Origin of the sequence: Natrialba chahannaoensis JCM 10990, assembly GCF_000337135.1 — an archaeon.
GTDB lineage: Archaea > Halobacteriota > Halobacteria > Halobacteriales > Natrialbaceae > Natrialba > Natrialba chahannaoensis.
Genome location: NZ_AOIN01000096.1, coordinates 25,780 through 48,709 on the forward strand (window position 1 = coordinate 25,780; position 22,930 = coordinate 48,709).

A 22,930-nucleotide genomic window follows, 5' to 3' on the forward strand; every position below is an offset into this window, starting at 1 on the left:
CAGCGAACGTGGAAGAACGTGTCAATCGTTGTCGACGGGGGCGTCGCCAGTGATGGGTGAGACGGAAACCAAACGACGCGACTACTCCTCCCAGCCCTGATGGGTGGGATGAAGGTCGGTTTCGTCGTGGTTGGCTCCTTGTTCCCAGACGCCGCCACTTTCACCGCTCGGACCGCGACGGGTCTTCCACTCGAACTCGCCGGGGTCCTCGATGGTGACTTCCCAGACGTTGCCCGCTGTCCAGGTGGCCTCGATTCCGCCGCCCCAGTTCGTGAGTACGTCCGTGCTCCCGGTGACGTAGACGGACTCACCGTAGTCGACGTCAACCGTCATCTGGATCGTAATTTCGTCGGTGTCGCCGTCGTCATCATCGCCGTCTCCATTGTCCCCGTCATCTTCCTCATCAGGCGCATACATGACCCATCCCGCAGCCGGAACCGAAATTTCGACCCACCCCTCGTCGTTGGTGGTAACCGGTTGCTGCCCGCCGGCGTGATCGACGAGTGTCTCGTTCGGCCAGGACGTTTCGACCCAGTCAGTCCACTCGGTCGACTCGTGTGTATTGATGCCCGCCAACAGATTTCCGCTGCGCTCGAAGACATACGTATCGTGCTCGACGTGACGGTCGATCACCTCGCCGTAGGCGAACTCCTGGGAGACAGAGACGAGATCACGGAACGCCTCGTTGTCGAGTTCCGACCGATCCTCGGGCCCGGAACGGTACACCATCGGCATGCCAGCGTACGCGAGAACGAACGCCTCGGCGAGTTCGACCGCACGGCCCTCTGCCTCACCCTCGGTTACACCTGGACCGACGGTATCGTGATTCTGCGCGAAGGTGACCGCGACGCTTGGCTCGTGGTGTACGACGCCGTTCGCCGCGTCCTGTGAGAGCGCTTCCATGCTGCCGCCCTCGAACGCGTCGACGATGGCGTCGTACAGCGGGAAGTCGAACACAGTCATCCCGGTGTCGGCGAATTCGAGTAGCCGATCGATGTCGTAGTCCCAGATTTCACCGACGCGCCAGAGATCGAGGTCGTCTGCGAGTGCGTTGATCTCGGACTCGAAGTACCACGGCCAGACGTGACCAGCGGCGTCGTACCGGAGCCCGTCGGCACCGAGGGCGTCGATCTGCTGGATGTAGTCCTCGTGGGCCTGCTGTACAGTCGCGAGTTCGACATCGAACGACGGGAGTCCGAGGAGGTCGCACTCGTACTCCGCTGCCTCCCCGTCCAGTTGGCAGTCCTCGCCCAGCGTCCCGTTGTCGTGGAAGTGTTCGTCGCGGTCGAACTGCGGGAGTTCAACGTAGCCGTCGGGCCCGTCTGTGGCAGCCATATGGTTCAACACAACGTCGACGATGACCTCGATGTCGTGGTCGTGGCAGGTGTCGATCAGCGACTCGAGTTCGCTCTCGGTGCCGAGGGTCGAATCGAGATCCTGCAGGTCGACTGGCTGGTAGCCGACCGGTGGGTGTGGGTCCCGAAAGCCGTACGGTGAGGTCTCGTCGTAGAAGCCGTACTCGCCGTCGTAGGAGAGGTCGTCCCAATCGAGTTTGCCTCGCGCAGGCTGTTGAACCCAGATCCTATCGATGCCGGCGCTGTCGAGGCGGGGAACATCGGCCTCGATGTCGGTCCACGTCGCGTGGAAGTACTGGTAGGCAACCGTTCCATCCGCAGCGTCGGGCTGATCGGGCAGCGACTGGGCGCTCGTCACTCCGAGCGGTGAGCCGGAGACTGCGAGCGCTCCGAGGGCTGCACTGGCTTTCATGAGGGAACGTCGGTCGATCCCCACGGATTGATTCTTCCTGTGGCTGTGGTTATCTCCCATTGCAACCAGGACAATCACATGAGAAGTAATAATACATAATGAATTTACCAACAGTTCGAAAGAGTATCATTCGATGAACTGACACAGCGGATCGACGTCGCGTTCGCGAGTGAGTGTGACACTCCCCGACCCACCTTCGCATCGTTTAAGACCGCGCTGACTGCATGTCGTGGTATGAGCAACGAGAGTCAGGAACTCGGTATCACCGAGTCGAAATCGCACAAACCTGGTGAGTGGTACGCCGAGGTTGTCCAGAAGGCGAACCTCGCGGACTACGCACCGATGGGCGGATTCATCGTTACGAAACCCCGCGGCTACGCCCTCTGGGAGGGCATCCAGGACGCTCTCGACGGCTGGTTCAAGGAGACCGGCGTCGACAACGTCTACTTCCCGATGTTCATCCCTGAGAGCTTCTTAGAGCGGGAGAAGGACATCGTCGAAGGTTTCGACCCCGAGGTCGCCTGGGTCACCTACGGCGGCCACGACGAACTCGAGGAGCGCCTCGCCGTGCGCCCGACCAGTGAGTCGATCATCGCGCCGTTCATGGCAGACTGGACCCGCAGCCACCGTGACCTGCCGCTGCGACTGAACCAGTGGTGTTCGGTCGTCCGCTGGGAAGCCACGGAGACGAAGCCGTTCTTCCGCACGAAGGAGTTCATGTGGCAAGAGGGCCACACTGCCCACGCGACCGACGAGAGCGCCTGGGAGGAGGTCTGGACTCGCCTCGACCAGTACGAGAAGGTCTACGAGGAGGTCCTTGCAATCCCCGTCCTGCGCGGGAAGAAACCCGAACACGACAAGTTCCCCGGTGCGGACACCACGACCACGGTGGAGGCGTTGATGCCCGACGGCAAGTCCGTTCAGGGCGCGACCAGCCACAACCTCGGCCAGAGCTTCGCCGAGGCGTTCGACATCTCGTTCGTCGACGAAGACGAGGCGGAGCAAACCGCTTACACCACCTCGTGGGGCCTCTCCTGGCGCGCACTCGGTGCGCTCATCATGACCCACTCCGACGACCAGGGGCTCGTACTCCCACCCACCATTGCGCCCACGCAGGTTGCCATCGTCCCCATCTGGCAGGAGGACACGAAAGACGACGTACTCGAGTACTCCCAGAATATCGCGGACGAACTCGATGACGCTGGCTTCAGCGTCGAACTCGACGACCGCGACGAGCGCAATCCCGGCTTCAAGTTCAACGAACACGAACTCAACGGCGTCCCGCTTCGACTCGAGATCGGACCATACGAGGTCGAGGACGAGGAAGTCACGCTCGTTCACCGGCCCGACAACGAGGAAGCCGTCGAGGATCGTGACGGCATTGTCGATGCAGTCGACGACCATCTGGAGACGATCTTCGACAAGCTGTACGACACGGCAGCTGAGAATCTCGAGGAGAACGTTCGCGAGGCCCACAGTCCAGAGGACATCCTCGGGACGCTCGGCAAGCACGGCGGCTACGTGAAGACGCCGTGGTGTGGCGACGAAGCCTGTGAGGAGGTTATCAAGGAGAAAATCGCCGCCGAAATCGTCATGCAGCCCCTCGAGGACGAGGGCGGCACGACGGCAGGCGAGGTTCCCGAACCCGACCACGACGAGTGTGGCGTCTGTGGCGACGCAGCCGACGAGGTCGCATACTTCGCGAAATCGTACTGACACGTCACCGATTCAGTCTCCTCACTATCACGCCTCCGAGTCCGACCGACCACACGCAGGTTTTCGCTTTATCACGGCACGGTAGTGGTGAGTGTATCGTGCGTGCTCGCCTGTCTAACCGTCTGTCAGCACAAATCGCAATACTGGACGTTGATGGTGGAAGCAACGGGAGCGACCACCTGCTGCGTAACGAGTCACTCAGCAACACCTAATGGTTTAACCCAAGAGTGCTTACCAATGGCGTCAAAACTACTGGTGTGGTGTTCACTCTGATGGGTGAACACTGCGTGCCTCTGACACTTTCCTGCGCTGTTTCGGCCGCTACTGTGACCGAGACAACTCTCTAGCACAGTGGACAGTACTCGAGACCGAATACACAAACCGACGCTTCTCACTCAGCTACTGTCGAAATATATACCTTATATCCATGCATATGCGTCTATAATACACTTAGTCATTATGGAGTATCCTCTTATATCCGCTCTCGGAAGGACGCGGTATGCCACAGCCACACAGAGCACCATCCACCGGCCGTTCGCAGGGGCTCGCAGCGCCTACGGACGACCGGTCGAACTGCGGTGTCGGCGTCGTCATGGACCTCGATGGTGGGTCGAGCCACGACATCGTCGCTGAGAGTCTCGATCTCCTTGTCAACCTCGAACACCGAGGCACCACCGGCGCTGAATCGAACACCGGCGACGGGGCGGGGATCATGCTGCAGACGCCCCACGATTTCTTCGACCAGATACTCGAGACCAACCTTCCCGAACCGGGCAGCTACGCCGTTGGCTCCCTCTTCTTCCCAACCGATGACACTGCCCGCACGAGCCTCGTCTCGTTGCTTGAGGATACCTTCGAGAGCTACGACCTCGACGTGCTCGCCTGGCGTGACGTTCCCACCGAAAATGACGGCCTTGGCGCGACTGCACTCGAGTCGGAACCAGCTGTCTGGCAGGTCGTCGTCACGGCGACCGACGACGTGAGCGGCGACGAGTTCGACCGGCGACTGTACGTCGCGCGCCGGGCACTCGAGAACGCGGTTTCGGCAGCCGATATCGACGGGAGTGAGCGCTTCTACGTCTGCTCGCTCGACTCACAGACGGTCGTTTACAAGGGGCTGCTCAAGGGTGAGCAAGTTCCGTCCTACTACCTGGATCTCACCGACGAGCGCCTGGAGTCGACGTTCGCGATGGTTCACGAGCGCTTCTCGACGAACACGCTGGGGGCCTGGCAGTTGGCCCATCCGCACCGGAACGTCATCCACAACGGCGAGTTCAACACGATTCAGGGGAACATCAACTGGATGCGCGCACGGGAGACGGACATCGAGAGCGACGTGTTGTCCGACCTCGACGCCGTCAAACCGATCATTGACGACCCCGAGCAGTCAGACACCGCAAGCGTCGACAACGCACTCGAACTCCTCCTGCAGGACGGCCGCGACTTGGCCCACGCCCTTCGGATGCTCGTCCCCGAGGCCTGGCGCGGCGACGAGTCGATGCCACGAGAGCGCAGAGACTGGTACGACTTCCACGCCTCGCTGGTCGAGCCGTGGGACGGCCCCGCCCTCGTCGCGGCGACCGACGGTGATCGCATCGGAGCCGTGCTCGATCGCAACGGCCTCCGTCCCTGCCGGTACGACGTGACGACGGACAACCGCCTCATCATGGCGAGTGAAGCCGGCGCGATCGAAACCGACCCCGCCGAGATTTCCGAGCGCGGCCGCCTCCAGCCGGGACAGCTCTTCCTCGCCGACCCCGAGGAGGGTCGGGTCATCCCCGACAATGAGATCTTCGCCGACCTCACTGACGAGCGTTACAGTGAGTGGGTCGCCCAGGAGCAGGTCCGCCTCGCAGACATCCGGGAGACCGAGGACAGCGTGCCCCGTGATGCCGTCTCAAACCTGCGCGACCAGCAGGTCGCGTTCGGCTACACGCACGACGAACTCGAGAACCTCCTCGAGCCGATGACGACCAAGGGCAAGGACCCGGTTGGCTCGATGGGTGACGACACACCGCTGTCGGTCCTCACCGAGTACAACCGACCGCTGTTCTCGTACTTCAAGCAGCTGTTCGCACAGGTGACGAACCCGCCCCTCGACTACATCCGTGAGGAACTCGTCACGAGCCTCGAGAGCCGGCTTGGGTACCAGCGGAACCTGCTCGACGAGTCGCCGGCTCACGCCCGCCAGCTCGTCGTCGACTCGCCCGTGCTGACCGACGCCGACCTCGCGTCGATCCGCGACTGTTCGACGAGCGGGATCACGGCGGCGACGATCGATATTACCTACGAGCCCACCTCGCCATCGGAATCCGCAGAATCCGCAGAATCCGCAGAACCCGCAGAACCCGCAAATCCTGCCGATGTGGGCGACGACCCAACCGGCGACCAGCTCCGAGAAGCCATCGAGCGCGTCCGCGAAGACGCCGTTGCAGCGATTGAGGATGGCCACGACGTGCTCATTCTCTCAGATCGCGGCGTCAACGACGAGCGGGTTGCGATTCCGAGCCTGCTCGCGACGGGCGGCGTCCACCACCACCTCGTGCGCAACGGCCTGCGAAACCACGTCGGCCTCGTCGTCGAGTCCGGCGAACCACGCACCGTCCACCAGCTCGCGACGCTCGTCGGCTACGGCGCTGGCGCGGTCAACCCGTACCTGGCCTACCAGACCATCGCCGACCTCACGGCCGGCCCCGACGGCGCGGCTACCAAAACCGCCATCGACGCCTACATCGGCGCACTCGAGAACGGCCTCCTGAAGACGATGGCCAAGATGGGTATCTCGACCGTCGAGAGCTACCAGGGAGCCCAGATCTTCGAAGCAGTGGGGCTGAATTCCGATCTCGTCGAGGAGTACTTCTCCGGCACCGAGAACCGCACCGAGGGTATCGGCCTCGCCGAAATCGAGGCGGACCTTCTCGAACGCCATGTGACGGCGTTCGGCGCAGAAGACGAGTCCGACCTCGACCGCTACGGCGAGTTCGAACACCGCTCTGACGGTCTCACCCACCAATGGAATCCAGAAACAGTCGGCACGCTCCAGCAAGCCGTTCGCTCGAACGACTACGAGCGCTACCAGGAATTTGCCGAGTTGGTCAACGACCAGAACCAGAATCTGCAGACGCTTCGGGGGCTACTCGAGTTCGACTCCGATTGCGACCCGGTCCTGATCGAGGAGGTCGAGCCGATCACAGCGATCGTCGAGCGGTTCTCGACGGCCGCGATGAGTCTGGGCTCGCTCTCGCCGGAGGCCCACGAGAACAACTCGATCGCGATGAACCGTATCGGCGGGAAGAGCAACTCGGGCGAGGGCGGCGAGCCCCCCGAGCGCTTCGGGACGGAGAAGGAGTGCAACGTCAAGCAGGTTGCCTCCGGCCGGTTCGGGGTCACTTCGACGTACCTCTCTTCGGCCGACGAACTGCAGATCAAGATGGCTCAGGGATCGAAGCCCGGCGAGGGCGGCCAGCTTCCCGGCGAGAAGGTCAACGAGATGATCGCCCACGTTCGAAAGTCGACTCCCGGCGTGGGGCTCATCTCGCCGCCGCCGCTGCACGACATCTACTCCATCGAGGACTTGAAGCAGCTGATCTTCGACCTGAAGGCGGCCAACGAGGATGCTGATATCAACGTCAAACTCGTCTCCGAAGCCGGCATCGGCACGGTCGCGGCGGGCGTCGCGAAGGCCAACGCCGACGTGGTGCACATTTCGGGTCACTCCGGCGGCACGGGTGCCTCGCCGCGCACGTCGATCAAGAACGCGGGGCTCCCGTGGGAGCTCGGGCTGGCAGAGGCGAACCAGATGCTCTGTGAAACCGGCCTGCGCGACCGCATCCGTGTCTCCGCCGACGGCGGCATGAAGACCGGCCGCGACGTGGCCGTCGCCGCCCTGCTGGGTGCGGAGGAGTACGTCTTCGGCACGGCCTCGCTCGTCACCTCGGGGTGTGTGATGGCTCGCCAGTGTCACAAGAACACCTGTCCGGTCGGCGTCGCCACCCAGCGCGAGGATCTACGCAAGCGCTTCCCCGGCGAACCCGAGCACGTCATCAACTACATGACGTTCATCGCCGAGGAACTGCGCGAGATCATGGCCGAGTTAGGGTTCAGGACCGTCGACGAAATGATCGGCCAGGTCGACGCCCTCGCCCAGCGCGACGATGTCGAGCACCCGAAGGCCCGGACCGTCGACCTCTCGGCTGTGCTTGCCGAGCCCGCCGGAGACGTACGTCGAAAGGTCTGTGAGCAGGACCACGGCCTCGACGACCAGCTCGACCGCGAGTTCATCGAGAGCGCGGCGGACGCGATCGACGGTGGGGAACCGGTCGCTCTCTCCACGGACGTAGCGAACGTCGACCGCGCAGTCGGCGCGATGCTCTCGAACCGGATCACCAGCCGCTACGGCGAGGCCGGCCTCCCGGCGGACACGATCACGGCCGATCTCGAGGGCACCGCCGGCCAGAGCTTCGGTGCGTTCCTCGCGAGCGGCGTCTCGATGCACCTGACCGGTGCCGCGAACGACTACGTCGGGAAGGGTCTCTCGGGTGGAAAAATCACCGTCCGAACACCGGAGAACGCGGCCTACGATCCGAGCCAGAACGTCGCGATCGGCAACGTCGCGCTCTACGGCGCAACCGACGGCCAGCTGTACGTCAACGGCGTCGCAGGCGAGCGCTTTGCCGTCCGCAACTCCGGCGCGAAGGCTGTCGTCGAGGGCGTCGGCGATCACGGCTGTGAGTACATGACCGGCGGCGTCGTCGCCGTCCTCGGCGAGACCGGCACGAACTTCGCAGCCGGCATGTCCGGCGGTGTCGCCTACGTCTACGACCCAGACAGCGAATTCGAACGGAAGGCAAACACCGGAATGGTTTCACTCCACGACGACCTCGAGGACGAAGATGAGGAGATGCTACGCCGCCTCGTCGAGAACCACGTCGCCTACACGGGCTCCGAACGCGGTAGCGAACTGCTCGAGGACTGGGCGTGTGCACTGGACGCCTTCGTGAAGATCATGCCCAATGCGTATCACAAGGCGATCACCGAACAGGGATCGGACGACGTTCGGGGCGAACTACCCGGGGTGCCCGAAACCGAGACTGAGTCGGACGCCGACGCAGACGCTGAATCCGCCGGATTCGCCGCGAGCGACGATTGAGCGGATCGGTGTCCTCCTTTCCGACTGGCACACCAAGGGGCTGTACACAGGGAGCCGTACTCGAGTTCGACTGCTATCTGCTTCGTTCTGCAACCGGAGACGAGGTGCCCACATACCAGCAGGTGGCATGGAAATAATCAGATGTCGGTTACGGTACCCAGTGACGACTAGAATATCCATTCTTCGACTCTGCTACTAGTAGCGTATCAGAACCACTTGTCGTGAATCCTCTCACATGAACGATCGAATCGACGAACAAATACAGGAGCTCAGTCGTCGATTAACGCGATCGCCAAGACTGACCACGTGATACTGGCGTCGCGTCACCGCAGTTTCGAGTACCGCGTCCTACCTGGCGGGTGTCGTTTGATCCTGGCACGATCTGATCCAGTCAGGGTAGTCGCGGCAAGAGTCAGTCGGCTGTTGGGTCACCGAGTTCAGGTTTTCACCTCCATTACGGCTACACCTTTTACGCCGACTAACTTAATCTTTAGCATCGTCTAATCATTTATCCGCAATCGTCAATCCCGTCCGAGCGTGTGGAATTCGTCGTTCGGTCGCATCTCAGCGAACATGGCCATCCGATTACTCAGGTTGTAAAACGCTGTCACGGCGGCAATATCCCACAGTGCTTCCTCGCTGAATCCGGCTTCCCGGAGCCGATCGAGGTCCGATTGCTCGACCTCCATCGGTCGCTCGGTGAGCGCCACGGCAACATCGAGCATCGTACGGTGAGTCTCGTTGATATCCGCGCTTCGGTAGTTCGCGACCAGCTGGTCCGCTAACTTCGGGTCCTGGGCGTATATCCGCACAAGCGCCCCGTGTGCGACGTTACAGTAGTGACAATGGTTCACACCGGAGACCGCGACGACGATCATCTCGATCTCCTCGCGCTCGAGTGCGGTGTCCTCGACGAGCGCGTCGTGGTACTGGAAGAACGCCCGGAAGTGTGAGGGCTTGTAGGCGAACGCGGAGAAGACGTTCGGCGTGAAACCAGCGCTCTCGGTTTCCTCGAGAATACGTTCCTGAAGATCCTCGGGGAGTTCTTCGAAGTCCGGGACTGGGAAATTCGCCATGGCGTCGTCTGCGAGGGCCGGCGTGGCGCTCGATGCTGCAGTTGCATCGTCGGCTGACTCCGGGTCCGTGTCTGAGTTTGTACTCGAGTCCGACTCCGTGTCGGGTGCGTCGTCTTGATCGCTCATGCACGCCGATTCACACGTCAGCGTAATAACTCACGGTCCTCACTCGCGTGTGGTGGATGGACGGCGTCTGCACAGATAGCACTGGCGAGCCGGTCGAAAAACAACGGTTACGGGATGCCGACTGCGTGTGACTCGTCTGGCCGTCGGCCGACTGCTATTGTGTCGTTATTCGGACCGGGGTCCTCACGATCTCTGTCCCGATCGTCGACCGGGTCGCGTTCGTGAACGTGGCGTCGGTTGCTCATATCGTCGTCTGCACGACGATCATTCGGCTCCTCGTCCATCCGCCGGTCTTCTTCGCCGGACGCTTCGTTCGACTGCTGGGCGTCCGACCGGTCTTCCGTCCAGCTCCCCTGCTCGCCGTTGCGCGCCCGCTGGCCCCGCGGCTCGCGCCGGTCCCGTGGCTCGCGCCGTCCCTCATCCTGTGGCCATTGCTCGCGGTCGCCGCGCGGTTGTGACCGTTGGTCGTCACGGTTCCCCTGGTCTCGTTCGCCCGCGTGCCGTCTCTCGGATTCGTTCGGTGCCTCTCGCTCGTCCGATCGTCGGCGATCGTTTCGGTTGGATCGGTCGTTCATCGTTCTGATCGCCGTCTCCGTCTGAACCGAGTGGTCGATGCGTGCGCCGCGAGAACTCTCCCGCGGCGCGATGAACTATTCGCCGACTGCAGTGCGTGCGTCCGACGGGCGTGCTACACAGATTATGCGGATAAATCCTGAGCGTGCGTAAGCGTGCACCGTCGCTGAGCGCCGTCACCAGCCGCTGAAGCCGCCGTTGCCGCGACGACCGCTTTCGACGCATCCGCTACCGTTTTCCCACACGTCCGCGATGTGCCCGTATGGACACCGCACTCGTCATCGGCGGTACGCGATTTATCGGCCGCCACCTCGTCTCGGACCTGCTGGAGCACGACTACGACGTCACCCTTCTCAACCGCGGCACCCGCGAGAACCCGTTCGCGGACGACGACCGCGTCGACCACATCGAGGGCGACCGCACCAACGACTCCGCACTCGAGGCGGCCGCCGCAACCACCAACCCTGATGCCGTCTTCGACTGCGTCGCCTACTACCCGAAGGACGTACAGGCAGCCACTCGTATTTTCGCCGACTGCGAGGCCTACGTCTATATTTCGAGCGGCGCAGCCTACGGCCGCGAAGAGATACCCAAGCGCGAAAACGAGACGCCACTCGAGTCCTGTTCGCCTGAAGAGGCGACCGACGACTCGGACGCGACCTACGGCAAGCGCAAGGCGGAGGGCGACCGCGCCATCGAGGCGGCTGCCGACCGCGGCGTGAACGCCATGTCTGTCCGTCCCTGCATCGTTTACGGACCCGACGACTACACCGAACGGCTCGATTTCTGGATCGACCGGGTGAACCAGCACGACCGCGTCGTGGTGCCGGGTGACGGCACCAACGTCTGGCACCGTGCATTTGTCGACGACGTGGCGAGCGCGCTCCGTATCGTCGCCGAGCGCGGCGAGGCCGGCGAGGCGTACAACGTCGGCGACCAGCGACTCGTGACGTTCGACGAGATGGTCGACCTGATCGCGGATGCACTGGAGACCACCGTCGACATCGTCCACGCCGGCCCGCGAGAACTCGCCGCCGGCGAGATCGACCCCACCGACTACCCACTCTACCGCGAGTACCCCCACGTCCTGTCGACGGCGAAACTCACTGCCCTCGGCTGGGAGTCGACGCCACTCGAGTCGGCCATGGAACAGTCGGCCGAAGACCATCTCGAGAGTGATCGTGACGGACGAGCGCAGGGGCCGGATCGGGAGGCGGAAGAGCGTGTGCTGGGGATACTCGAGACGCTCTGATCTCGAATCATTATCTTCAACTGGTTTTCGACGAGAGAGTGGGCGTAAGCGTTCACGGGTAAGGGTCGCCGCCACTGTTACGGTGTACCGTCGCGGTCACCACTGCACCGTCGCTGTCATTGCCGTACCGCCGCTGTCGCCCGTCCGCTACCACTGTTATCTCCGTGTCGGCGCTGTCATCGCCACGCGCCCTCGCGGCGAGACATTGTCGAGGAAAAACACGTATATCCCGGGGGTGACTCAGTCCACCTATGTTCGAGAAGTCGACGTGGATTCGGCTCCCCCGAAACGTCGTCGTCGGTCACGGCGTCCGGTCGTCGGTCGTCGAGGTCGTCGACGACCTGCACCTTCAGGGACGGCCGTTGCTGGTGACGAGTCCGACGCCGCGGCAGGTCGCCGCGGAACCGGTCGCCGCAGATTTCGAAGCGGCTGGTATCGACCCCGCGATCGTGACGATCGAATCCGCGACGTTCGACTCGGTCGAAACCGTTATCGAAACCGCAGAAGCGGAGGAGGTCTCCTACCTTATCGGCGTCGGCGGCGGCAAGGCCATCGACATCGCGAAGATGGCGAGCGACCACCTCGAGATGGGCTTTCTCTCGGTGCCGACGGCGGCGAGCCACGACGGCGTTATCAGCAATCGCGGCTCCGTCCCGGACGGAAACACCCGCCACAGCGTGGCAGCCGAGCCGCCGCTCGCGGTCGTCGCCGACACCGAAATCCTGGCCGAGGCTCCCTGGGACCTGACGACCGCCGGCTGTGCGGACATTATTTCGAACTACACCGCCGTGATGGACTGGCGACTCGCAAAACGGCTCAAGAACGTCGAGTACTCCGAGTACGCCGCCGCGCTTTCGGAGATGACCGCCGAAATTCTCGTGGACAACGCCGACCTCATTCGGCCGGGACTCGAGGAGTCCGCCTGGGTCGTCACGAAGGCGCTCATGTCCTCCGGCGTCGCGATGAGTATCGCCGACTCTTCGCGGCCGGCAAGCGGCGCGGAACACCTTTTCTCCCACCAACTCGATCGGATCGCACCTAATGCGGCACTGCATGGCCACCAGGTCGGCGTCGGCTCGATCATGACGGCCTACCTGCATGGCGGCGAGCGCGGTATCTGGCAGGATATCCGCGACGCACTCGCGAGCATCGACGCGCCGACGACCGCAGCGGAACTCGATATCGACGACGAAACAGTTATTGAGGCGCTGACGACCTGCCACGAGATTCGCGACCGCTACACGATTCTTGGCGACGGGATGGACGAGCAGGCGGCTCGCGAGGTTGCGACGAAGACGGGCGTTATTTCCTGAAAGGGTCTCTGTAACGCCGTTTTCGGTGTTCTCGAACACGTCCCAAAAAGCGCCAACAGTACCAGTAGATCGGTACCAGCTGTTTCGCGCTCAGGTGGATTTGTTTTGATATTTCCGTAGTGACGACACGCTTATTATTTGACACACTCTATACACACATATGTCGATTCCCCGTCGTGTGATGGGAGCGGTCCTCCTCGGAGTGGTAGCCGGCTGTCTCTCAATCGGTCCCGGAGCCGAAAACAGCACTGACGGCGAACACGAGGAGGTCGACGAATCGGAATCCGAAACGAACGCGGAAGACGAGAGCAATTGTCGCACCACTACGACCGAACGTGTGTACCTTCGAGGAGAGTTCGTTTCCGAGTCGGAGCGGCCCGACGACAAGCACGTGTACGACAGCGACGACGATCGGTTCGACGGCGTTGAACTGTTCGAGGTCCTCTTCAACGCGGCGAGAGAAATCACAGCGGAAGAGCGGTCCGACGGAACGAGCACAGTGACCACGATCGGCGACGGCGGACTGACAGGAGTAGCGCCAGACGATGACCGTGCAACCGCTGCTGAAGCAGCCTACCATGCGGAGCCAGCACCACCAACGGATGCGCTCTACGTCGAAGACGAAGCGTTCGTACTCAGAGTTCGGCTGCACAGAGAGCAAGACGAAGCCGAACAGTGTTGACTACCCCAAGGACTTCTGGGCGGAGATCTAACGCGGCACGGGTATCGCTCAGCCGGTCGCAGTTGCACCAAAACCGTCGTCCAGCGACCGGGTCGTGCTCAATCTGCTACTCAATTCTACTCACGGAATCGTCGCCGACGAGACACACGTATGGTCGCCGCTGAGTCGGCCCGGACGTGTTCGAAAAGCCGACGGGGACCCGTCGCCCGCGAAACGTCGTCGGCCACACCGTGATCGATAACGCCGTTGATGTCATCGATGACCGCCGCCCACAGAGGTTTGTCCGCGCTACCGCTGAAACCGCTGTGTCCCGAGCAGCGACACCGCGAGCGCGACGATACCACCGATCGCCAGGTGTGCCCAATAGGTCGTCAGCCGGTAGAGGATCGCTCCCGCCGTCGCCACATCCGCCGGAACGCCAGCCGTGGCGACGAGCAAACTCGCTAGCACGACCTCGATGCCGCCGCTCCCACCGGGCAACGGCACGACGCCGCCGAACGACGCCAGCGGCGCACAGACGAACACCAGCGCCAGCGGTACGTCGACGCCCAGCGCGACCAGCCCGAAATACAGCGGGACCGCGTTGAACACCCAACTCACGACCGCGATTCCGAACGCCGCGACGAGCGTCCGCGGCGACGCCTGAATCGCTTCTAGCGTCCCGAAGAAGCCGTCGATCCGACTCGTCAGCGCCCCCTCCAACTGTGTCAGCCGCGAGAACGGGAGCTTCCCCACGAGGGTTTCCGCGTGGCCGGCCAACTCGAGTGACACCTGTCTCGCGACGCCGCGGTGGAAGACGATGACGACGACGCTCGCGGTGAGGAGTCCGCCGCCACCGAGAACCGCGAGACTGGCACCGATCGAATCGAGCGAGCCGTCGCCGGTGAGGACGAAGATGGCTGCCCCGAGGCCGGCGATGACGAGGCTGCCGATGACGTTGAATCCCTCTGCAGCGGCGACGACGGCCAGGTTGTCCTCGAACTCGGAGTCGGAGTTGTTCGCGAGCAAGTAGGCGGTGACGGGGGTGCCAGTCGAGCGGCCCCAGGGAAGCGCGCTGCGGGCGAAGTATCCCGAGAGGTAGGCAGTCGCGAACGCGGTGCCGCGGGCTGCACCCTCGACCGGTGTGAGGAGTTGGTTGACGAGCAGGCCCCGGAGCGCGAGCATGCCGAGACCGGTGAGAAGCGCGGCGGTGAGCGCGGCGGGATGGGCCGCTCGAACGTTGTCGAGGACGGCGTCCCAGCCGACGCCGTAGATGAAGAGTCCGATGACTACGACGGCGACTGTGAGCCCGCCGGCCGCCCGCCGCCAGTGCATACCATCGGTACGCGCCTGCAGCGGGTTAACGCCAGTGAATCGGAAACGCTGGCCGTTTGTTAGCACGCGGACGTGTTCTCAGCTACACGGGTGGCTTCTCAGATATGTCCGCAACTGCGAACGGCCTGCCGATTCAGACGTGCTCGTCGAGGAACTCTGCAATCTCCGAGTAGGCCTCGATACGGTTCTCGAGCTTCGAGAAGCCATGACCCTCATCGTCGAAGAGCAGTTTGCGGACCGGCACGCCCTGCTCCGCGGCCTCCTCGGCGATCTGTTCGGCCTCACCAACCGGCACGCGCGGGTCGTTCTCACCGTGGAGCACGAACAGCGGTGCCTCGATCTGCTCGACGTTATTGATCGGGGAAATTTCTTCCAGGAACTCCCGGTCCTCTGCGAGCGAGCCGTACTCCGCCTCGCGCAGTTCACGCCGCCAGTCGCCGGTGTTCTCGAGGAAGGTGACGAAGTTGGCGATGCCGACGATGTCGATGCCGGCCGCCCAGAGCTCTGGGTACTCGGTTAGCGAGGCAAGCACCATGAAGCCGCCGTAGGAGCCGCCCTTCGCGACGATGCGATCGGGGTCGACGGCCGGGTGGTCCTGCAACCATTCTACGCAGGCCTCGATGTCTGCAACGGAGTCCATCCGCATCTCTACGTCGTCGAGCGCGGCGTAGTCTGCCCCGTAGCCCGCCGAGCCGCGGACGTTCGGTTCGAAGTAGCCGTAGCCCCGGTCAAGGAAGTACTGCTTGACGCTGGAGAAAGAAGGGCGACGTTGGCTCTCGGGGCCACCGTGGATGTCAACGATGACCGGCGCGCCGTTGTCGCTGCCAGCCTCAGTTTCGCTCTCCTCGTCCGGAAGCGTGAGAAAGCCCGGCACCTCCAGCCCGTCGAAGCTCTCGACGTGGACCAACTCGGACTCGTCAAATGTCTCGCGAGGAATCCCCGCAGTCGGCGCGCTGGTCCAGCGCTCGGCCTCACCGGTTTCGATATCGACCACGAAGACGTTCGTGTTGACCGTATCGCCTGTCGTCGATAGCGCGAAGCGCTCCGCATCGGGATCGAAGCTTACGCCACCGGAGACGCCACCCGGCAGGTCGGGTTCGGGGAACTCCTCGAATTCTGTGGGGTCGTCCGCATCGAACTCACCGACAGTCAACTCCGTATAGCCCTCCACGTTCTGCGAGTAGACGAACCGGCCCGTCTCGTCGTCCAGCGCAATGCCGTCGACGTTCCACTCGTCAGCGACGACGGACTCGAGTGCCCGCGATTCGAGATCGAGGTAGGCCAGATCAAGGGTGTCAGTGTCGCCGTGGTCGGTGACGAGGTAAATCCCCTCGCCGTCGGGTGCCCAGCTCGCGCTCTGGTAGCGGACATCGCCCTCGTGTGGCGTGAGGTGCTCGAGTGCTGGTTCGTCTGCTTCGAGATCAAGCACGTACAGATCCTGATCGAAGTTGGAGTAGGCCTGGGAGACGAGCAGTCGGGTGTCGTCGGGGCTCCAGCCGGACAAGGAGAGCCAGCCGTCGCCCTCGTAGACGAGTTCTGCTTCGTCGCCCGTTTCGTCCCGGTCTTGTACGTAGACGTCGAAGACGGCCTCATCGCGGCGGTTCGAGGTGAACGCAAACCGGTCGCCGTCGTGGCTCCAGCCGCCCCAGCGGTGTTTGGCGTCGGGCATCGCCGTCACGTTCTCGATTGTGCCGGTCTCTGCGTCGAGTCGGAACAGTTGTGCGCGCTCGTTGCCGCCCTCGTCCATGCCGAAGATCAGCTCTGAGCGCTCGGGTGACCAAGAAGCGAACGTCACCCGCTCGTCGGCGAACGTCCGTTGCTCGGGCCACTCGCGAGGACCGGTGAGCGTCCAGACTTGCGGCGTTCCAGTCGTGTCCATCAGGAACGAGAGTTCGTCGCCGTCCGGGCCGAACGAGGCTCCGTAGGCGCTGCGAACGTTGAGATAGCGTTCGATTTCGTATGCTGGCATACCAGACGCTGTGGCGTGGGTCCCGGTAGTCGTTTGGGTTGCGGCGAGGCGGGCGTCCAGTAGTCTGCAACTACTTGTTCTGGTACCGTCCCCCGGCCGTCTCGTCTGTCGGCGACACAGGATGGTGCGCTTCGCGGACAAAATTCGGCTTGATCCCACTCAGTGACAAAACTCGGCTTGATTCTGTCCGGCGTCGTGGCAATTGCTGCGCTTAACAAAGGCCGCTCGGCGGGTTCGTCCGACTGATGACAGCCGACGGCACGAATGGCTCTGACCGCACGGACCGCGCTGGCAGCGATACACCCTCTATCTCAGCCTCAGACTCTTCCTCTCCTTCCACGGTAGCCTCGAGCCCACCGGACGACCCCAACGGCGGCACCGCCATCGTCTTCCTCACGATCCTTATCGTCCTCGTTGCCTTCGGCACCACTGTTGCCGTTGTCGGTCCCGAACTGATGGGCGGCGACACCGATACCACCGCAGACAGCGGTGGCGACACACCCGGGTCCCTCGACACTGGCGACGGCAGTAGCGCGGCGGGGGACTCGAGTGCGTCGCCAGCTGGAGAGTCGGACTCGGATTCGGACTCGAACACAGACACTGGTACAGAGGCAACTGAGAACGAGTCGACGACCGACAGTGGCAACGTGGCGGAGGGTGATGTGGAGACGGATGACGCAGACGGCAACGAGAACGACAGCGACAGCAACAGCAACAGAAATGAGTCGGTGTTCAACGAGACCGACAGTGACACAGTGTCAGACGAAAGCAACGACGATCAAAACGAGACAGTTGGCGACACGGACAGTGCAACCGAGAGCAGAGGGGGTGATGAGGGAACGGCAAACGACGGTGTTGACGACGACGGTAGCTTCTTCGACGGACTGGACTCGTTCTTCGAGGAGACGTTTGGCGGCGATGGCGGCAGTGACGAGGAATCGAACGAAACCGACGAGTAGCAGAGTAACGACCGACTGACACGACAAGTCCCTGTTCAATGCCGGCCACACGACGCAGTGTCGATTGGAACCCGAGTAATGATCGATAGCAGCCGGGAAGGTCGAGTGTCGACGCTTCGAAATGGGATTCCTGTCTTCGTGAGCGCCCTCCAGCCCAGTGTTTCGTTCCCGTTGTCGGCGCTGAAACGGTTCAACAGTCACGGAGAAACGGTTGCATCGAACGAAACCACGATTTTCCCGAGTGTTTATTTCCACGCCACGATTTCGAATAGAGTGTACAGGCAGTCCTGTCTTCCTGACAATCATTACGATTGTGTCTGGTGAGCATAACAAAGAACGACTCTCTCAAGTGCTACCGTCGAGGGCCGCGTTGATGAGAGACACAGTCACACAGAAACTAGATGGACGCATAGGGCGAAAAGACACGCGAAAACGCCTATTAGCAGGCTTACTCACGATTGTCGTGGTTGTCGGACTCACCGTTGCGAGCGTCGGCGGGGCAGCAGCAGTCGGGGCGCAAGACGACGAGCCGGCGGACGCCGGGCTCGGTGATGAACTTCTGGTAACCGAAGACTGCGAGGACGACCCTCACATCTCCGTCGAGAATCCGACGGATAGCGATGCCGAACTGACGATGACCTGGACTTCCGAGTACGACCAGCTCCAGATCCAGACACAGGGAGCGCTCCTGGCGACCCTCCAGACCGAGAGTGAGGTTGCTGCCGACGGTACGGAAACCACCCACTCGCTGACCGTGACGGTTCCAGCGAACGACGAAGTAACGTTTGTCGGCCTGCCCGATGACACCTACGAGTTCTCCGCCACCGCAGACGGCGAGGATATCGCCCTCGATCAGGACGCGGTGACACTCGATTGCGACAGTGATGTCGACCCAGCCGAGTTGTCGCTGGATGAGCTTGTGGATCGGTACGGGCCGAACGTCGTTCTCGTGACGCTCGAGATGGACGACGTTGTCGACGAGATGCCAATCGACGACGATGCGCCAGTGGACGAACCAGAGAAAGACGATGAAGCACAGGTTGACAAGCCTGAAGCGGACGATGCACCAGCGAAGGACGAGGAGCCGGTGAAAGATGACGAGAAAGCTCCGGTTGAGGAACCTGAAAAAGACGAGAAAGATGACGAGAAGCCTGTGACAGACGACGAGAAGCAGGTTGACGAACCAGAGAAGGAAGAACAGGTCGATGAACCCGAGAAGGATGAGCCGGTTGGTGAGAAGGACGAGACGGAAGAGCGGGTGACTGACGAGCCGAAGAAGGACGAACCGGTGAAAGAGGAGAAAGAGACTGACAAGCCAGAGTACGCTGTTGACAAGGACGACGAGAAAAAGACTGAACCGGTCGAGAAGGACGAGAAGCCAGCGAAGGATGAGAGAGTTGACAAGACGGAGGAAGATGAAGACGAGAAGATCGAAAAAGACGACGACAAGAAGGACGCTGAACTGCTCGACGTTGAGGAAGACGATGAGAAGGATGTGAAAGAGGACAGAAAGGACAAGAAGGACAAAGCTGAGAAAGACGACAAAGAAGAGGCTGAAGTCCTTGATGTTGAGGAGGACAAGAAAGACGAGAAGGACGAGAAGAAGGAAGAGAAAGACAGGGATAAGAAAGCCGATAAGAAGGACGCTGAACCGCTCGACGTTGAGGAGGACAAGAAAGACGAGGAAGATGCAGAGGCGCTAGAGGAGCCGGACAAGAAGGACGAGAAGAAGGATAAGAAGGACAAGAAGGACGAGAAGAAGGATAAGAAGGACGAGAAGGACGAACCTGACGCTGAAGCGCTAGAGAAGCCAGATAAGAAGGATCGAGACAAGCCAACGGATGACGCTGCAGCGCTCAAGACGGACGACAAAACGAAGGCTGACGCGGGACACCAGGCCAGTGGTCCATCGTCGATGGCCGAACAGTTCTCGGATGAGATCGAACTCGCGAACGAACTGTTCGACTGACAAGTGTAGTAACAGACGACTGACGGTCGTAACGTCCTACCGGTGAACGTCCGTTCGCCGGTTGCTATGTGGTTCTTTTTCAGCAGAAATCGGCAAATGGTGGCGGCTATGCTGCTGTCAGAGCGATCGATGCTCACCGCACGAAAGAAGTGACTTTTTATCCCGTCCCTGCGTGGCGATGCTATATGCGAGTCGCGTTCGTCTCCGCTGAAACGGTTTTCCACCGCGATACTGAGACGAACCGGCGATTGCAGACCGTCCTCGAACTACTCGATAACGCTGGCCACGACGTGCACGTTTACTGTACACAGTTCTGGGACGGCGAACACGCAACGTTCGAACGCGAGGGAATCACGTACCACGGCGTTTCCGTCGAACTCGAGGCCACCGCCTCGTTTCTCGTCCGACTGCCGTTCGTCCTCGCCCGCGCTCGTCCCGATATCGTCCACGTCAGCGCACAGCGACCGGGACAGGTCATCGCGGCCAGTCTCGGTGCGACGCTGGCCAGAGCACCCGTGGTCGCCGAGTGGTACGGCATGGACGGCATCCCAACGAATCGGTGGCGCAAACTCGCCGCCCGATCTGTCGACCGAAACCTCGTCCCCTCGGAACTCGTCGCGACCTGGGTTCGCGAACTCGGCGTCGATGAGCGAGCGGTCGATCCGATTGCGAATCCAATCGATGTCGAACAGATCCGTGAAATCGAACCGGGTGACCGGGCCGACGTTATCTACGCTCGCCGTCTCGACGACGGAGCGAACCTCGAAAGCCTCCTGCTCGCGCTCGCCGAACATCGCGACCGTGAGTGGCGGGCAACCGTCGTCGGCGACGGCCCAGAACGAGAGGCGTACGAACAACTTGCGAGTGACCTCCGGATCGAAGATCGAGTCACGTTTGCCGGCGACCTCTCACTCGAGGAGCGAATCGCCGCCTACCGAGGCGCGCACGTCTTCGCCCAGACCGCAGAACACTGTGTCTTCCCGACCGAGATGCTCTGGGCGCTCGCCGCCGGCTGCGTCGGTGTCGTCGAGTACCACGTTGACTCGAGTGCCCACGAACTCGTCGAGGGCTGGGATCGGGGCTTCCGGACGACGAGCGAGGACGAACTGAGTGATGCGATTCTCGAGGCGGGTGAACTCGAGTACCGCGATGTCGATGACGAGTTCGACGAGTACGATGGGGCGGAGATTCGGGACCGGTATCTGACGATGTATCGAGCGTTGCAGGATGCGTCGGGGCTGTTGTAGCGGCTTGCTGGCACTATCTCTGTAAGACTAGCCCGGTACACACTAGCCGGCAAGCGAACAGACACCCAGGCAAACAGGTATTTAGTCGTTTACGGAGTGGTTTCGGTATGGACGATGCTGGGAGCGTAGATAGCAGCGAGGGTGGCCAGACGGACACCGAGACGACCACCGACACCGACGCGACCACCAACGCGAACTGTGACTTCTGCCAGATAAGCGCAGGTGCTGAACCTGCAGCGCTGCTCTACGAAGACGACCGAACGATCGCATTTCTCGACCAGCGACCGGCAGTCCGCGGACATACATTAATCGTGCCACGCATGCACGAGGAAGAACTGCTGCTCATGGACAAGATGGAGACCGCCGCCGTCTTCGACACCGTTCGCACCGTCGCGACGGCACTCGAGTCCACCCTGGAGCCGGACGGCTTCAGCGTCTTCCACACGAGCGGGCCGCTGGTCGGGACGGTCGATCACGCACACGTCCACCTGGTGCCGCGGTTCGAGGACGACACCGTTGGGCTCTCGCTGGCTCGCCGGGAACTCGAGTCGGGCGACGCAGCGGCGCTTGTCTCAGCAGTCCGCGAAAAACTGTAACCGGCTGAGAAGATCTGAACCGTCCCAAAATCGGTCCAGAACCGGCTCAGAGATCGAACTTCTCCGCAGCCGTCTCCATATCCTTGTCGCCGCGACCCGAGAGGTTCACCAGAATCGTTTCGTGTTCGCCTTCTTCTGCGAGTTGAATCGCGCGGGCGACGGCGTGGCTGGACTCGAGTGCCGGGATAATGCCCTCGGTCTCACTCAGTTCGCGGAAGGCTGCAAGCGCCTCCTCGTCCGTGATACCGGTGTACTCACAGCGGCCGACAGCGTGGAACATGGCGTGTTCGGGGCCGACGCCGGGGTAGTCGAGGCCGGCAGAAACCGAGTGGACCTCGACGTCGTCGTCGAGCACGCGCGTTTTCATGCCGTGGATGGTGTCGTCCTGTCCCTTGGCCAGCGGCGCGGCGTGGCGACTCGAGTCCGCCCCCTCGCCGCCACCCTCTGCGCCGTAGAAGTCGACAGGATCGTCACGGAACGCGTGAAAGAGGCCGATAGCGTTCGACCCACCGCCAACGCAGGCGACTGCGGCGTCCGGGAAGTCGCCGGTTTGCTCTAGGTCCTGGAACTGCTCGCGGGCTTCCTCGCCGATGACGGACTGGAAGTCACGAACCATTCGCGGGAACGGGTCCGGACCGACGACGCTGCCGACGAGGTAGTGCGTGTCGTCGACGTTTTCGGCGAAGTCCTCGAGTGCGGCGTCGACGGCATCGGCCAGTCCTTCACCGCCGCGGGTGACCTCGTTGACCTCCGCACCCATCAGCCGCATCCGGAAGACGTTCATCGCCTGTCGCTGGGCGTCCTTCTTACCCATGTAAATCTCCGTCTCGAGGCCGAGCAGCGCGCCGACCATCGCGGTTGCAACGCCGTGTTGGCCCGCGCCAGTCTCGGCGATGAGTCGGTCGCGACCGGCGCGTTTCGCGAGCAGCGCCTGCCCGAGACAGTTGTTGATCTTGTGTGCGCCGCCGTGAAGCAGGTCCTCGCGCTTGAGATAGATCTCTGCGCCGTAGCGTTCGCTCAGGTTCGCCGCGTGATACAGCGGCGTCGGCCGTCCTGCGAACGACTCGAGATGGTCGCGAAATTCGGCCTGGAATTCGTCGGTCGATGCGACTTCGTCGTAGGCGGCTGCGAGCTGGTCGAGCGGTTCCTGCAGCGGCTCGGGGACGTAGCGCCCGCCGTAGCCCTCGAACTCGCCTGTAGACTCTCGGTCGGTCATATATCC

15 protein-coding genes are annotated in these 22,930 nt (G+C 62.2%); 9 read left to right on the forward strand and 6 right to left on the reverse strand.

What is annotated here, in order from left to right; genetic code table 11:
- Positions 1-81 precede the first annotated feature (81 nt).
- Positions 82-1,767 (reverse strand): alpha-amylase domain-containing protein, encoded by a 1,686-nt coding sequence (locus C482_RS17790; protein ID WP_006169180.1) that lies wholly within the window; start codon positions 1,765-1,767, stop codon positions 82-84.
- A gap of 234 nt (positions 1,768-2,001) precedes the next feature.
- Here C482_RS17790 and proS point away from each other — a divergent pair, with 234 nt between their 5' ends.
- Positions 2,002-3,483: a proline--tRNA ligase gene (proS, locus tag C482_RS17795; RefSeq protein WP_006169181.1), complete on the forward strand. Its 1,482-nt coding sequence runs from the start codon at positions 2,002-2,004 to the stop codon at positions 3,481-3,483.
- Positions 3,484-3,982: 499 nt separating this feature from the next.
- A complete protein-coding gene (gene gltB / locus C482_RS17800; RefSeq protein WP_049896946.1) occupies positions 3,983-8,632 on the forward strand; it encodes a glutamate synthase large subunit in 4,650 nt (1,549 codons plus the stop codon).
- Positions 8,633-9,153: 521 nt separating this feature from the next.
- On the opposite strand, the gene C482_RS17805 is transcribed toward gltB, so the two are convergent.
- A complete protein-coding gene (locus C482_RS17805; protein WP_006169183.1) occupies positions 9,154-9,834 on the reverse strand; it encodes a peroxidase-related enzyme in 681 nt (226 codons plus the stop codon).
- Positions 9,835-9,941: 107 nt separating this feature from the next.
- Positions 9,942-10,409, reverse strand: coding sequence for a hypothetical protein (locus C482_RS17810; protein WP_006169184.1), 468 nt, complete (start codon positions 10,407-10,409; stop codon positions 9,942-9,944).
- A 260-nt stretch (positions 10,410-10,669) separates the two neighbouring features.
- Between C482_RS17810 and C482_RS17815 the strand changes: the two genes are divergently transcribed.
- The 3 genes from C482_RS17815 (at position 10,670) to C482_RS17825 (ending at position 13,654) form a co-directional block, all read left to right on the forward strand.
- Positions 10,670-11,659 (forward strand): NAD-dependent epimerase/dehydratase family protein, encoded by a 990-nt coding sequence (locus tag C482_RS17815; protein WP_006169186.1) that lies wholly within the window; start codon positions 10,670-10,672, stop codon positions 11,657-11,659.
- Between the two features lie 251 nt (positions 11,660-11,910).
- The gene (locus C482_RS17820) at positions 11,911-12,972 is read left to right on the forward strand and encodes an NAD(P)-dependent glycerol-1-phosphate dehydrogenase (RefSeq protein ID WP_006169187.1); all 1,062 of its coding nucleotides are present in this window, start codon (positions 11,911-11,913) and stop codon (positions 12,970-12,972) included.
- A gap of 160 nt (positions 12,973-13,132) precedes the next feature.
- The gene (locus C482_RS17825) at positions 13,133-13,654 is read left to right on the forward strand and encodes a hypothetical protein (RefSeq protein ID WP_049896949.1); all 522 of its coding nucleotides are present in this window, start codon (positions 13,133-13,135) and stop codon (positions 13,652-13,654) included.
- A 288-nt stretch (positions 13,655-13,942) separates the two neighbouring features.
- Here C482_RS17825 and C482_RS17830 read toward each other — a convergent pair whose 3' ends face one another.
- Together C482_RS17830 and C482_RS17835 are read right to left on the reverse strand one after the other, a co-directional pair.
- The gene (locus C482_RS17830; RefSeq protein WP_006169191.1) at positions 13,943-14,968 is read right to left on the reverse strand and encodes a lysylphosphatidylglycerol synthase transmembrane domain-containing protein; all 1,026 of its coding nucleotides are present in this window, start codon (positions 14,966-14,968) and stop codon (positions 13,943-13,945) included.
- 133 nt (positions 14,969-15,101) lie between these two features.
- Positions 15,102-16,937 carry a S9 family peptidase gene (locus C482_RS17835; RefSeq protein ID WP_006169193.1) on the reverse strand — a complete coding sequence of 612 codons (1,836 nt, stop codon included), beginning with the start codon at positions 16,935-16,937 and terminating at the stop codon, positions 15,102-15,104.
- A 245-nt stretch (positions 16,938-17,182) separates the two neighbouring features.
- On the opposite strand from C482_RS17835, the gene C482_RS17840 reads away from it, so the two are divergent.
- The 4 genes from C482_RS17840 (at position 17,183) to C482_RS17855 (ending at position 21,708) form a co-directional block, all read left to right on the forward strand.
- Positions 17,183-17,896 carry a hypothetical protein gene (locus C482_RS17840; RefSeq protein ID WP_006169194.1) on the forward strand — a complete coding sequence of 238 codons (714 nt, stop codon included), beginning with the start codon at positions 17,183-17,185 and terminating at the stop codon, positions 17,894-17,896.
- Positions 17,897-18,359: 463 nt separating this feature from the next.
- Positions 18,360-19,865 (forward strand): hypothetical protein, encoded by a 1,506-nt coding sequence (locus C482_RS17845; protein ID WP_006169195.1) that lies wholly within the window; start codon positions 18,360-18,362, stop codon positions 19,863-19,865.
- Between the two features lie 185 nt (positions 19,866-20,050).
- Positions 20,051-21,112 carry a glycosyltransferase gene (locus C482_RS17850; protein ID WP_006169197.1) on the forward strand — a complete coding sequence of 354 codons (1,062 nt, stop codon included), beginning with the start codon at positions 20,051-20,053 and terminating at the stop codon, positions 21,110-21,112.
- 107 nt (positions 21,113-21,219) lie between these two features.
- Positions 21,220-21,708: an HIT family protein gene (locus C482_RS17855; protein WP_006169198.1), complete on the forward strand. Its 489-nt coding sequence runs from the start codon at positions 21,220-21,222 to the stop codon at positions 21,706-21,708.
- 46 nt (positions 21,709-21,754) lie between these two features.
- Here the strand turns inward: C482_RS17855 and trpB are convergent, their stop codons facing one another.
- Entirely contained in the window at positions 21,755-22,924 is a 1,170-nt protein-coding gene (trpB, locus tag C482_RS17860) for a tryptophan synthase subunit beta (protein WP_006169199.1), read from the reverse strand.
- Positions 22,925-22,930: the final 6 nt, after the last annotated feature.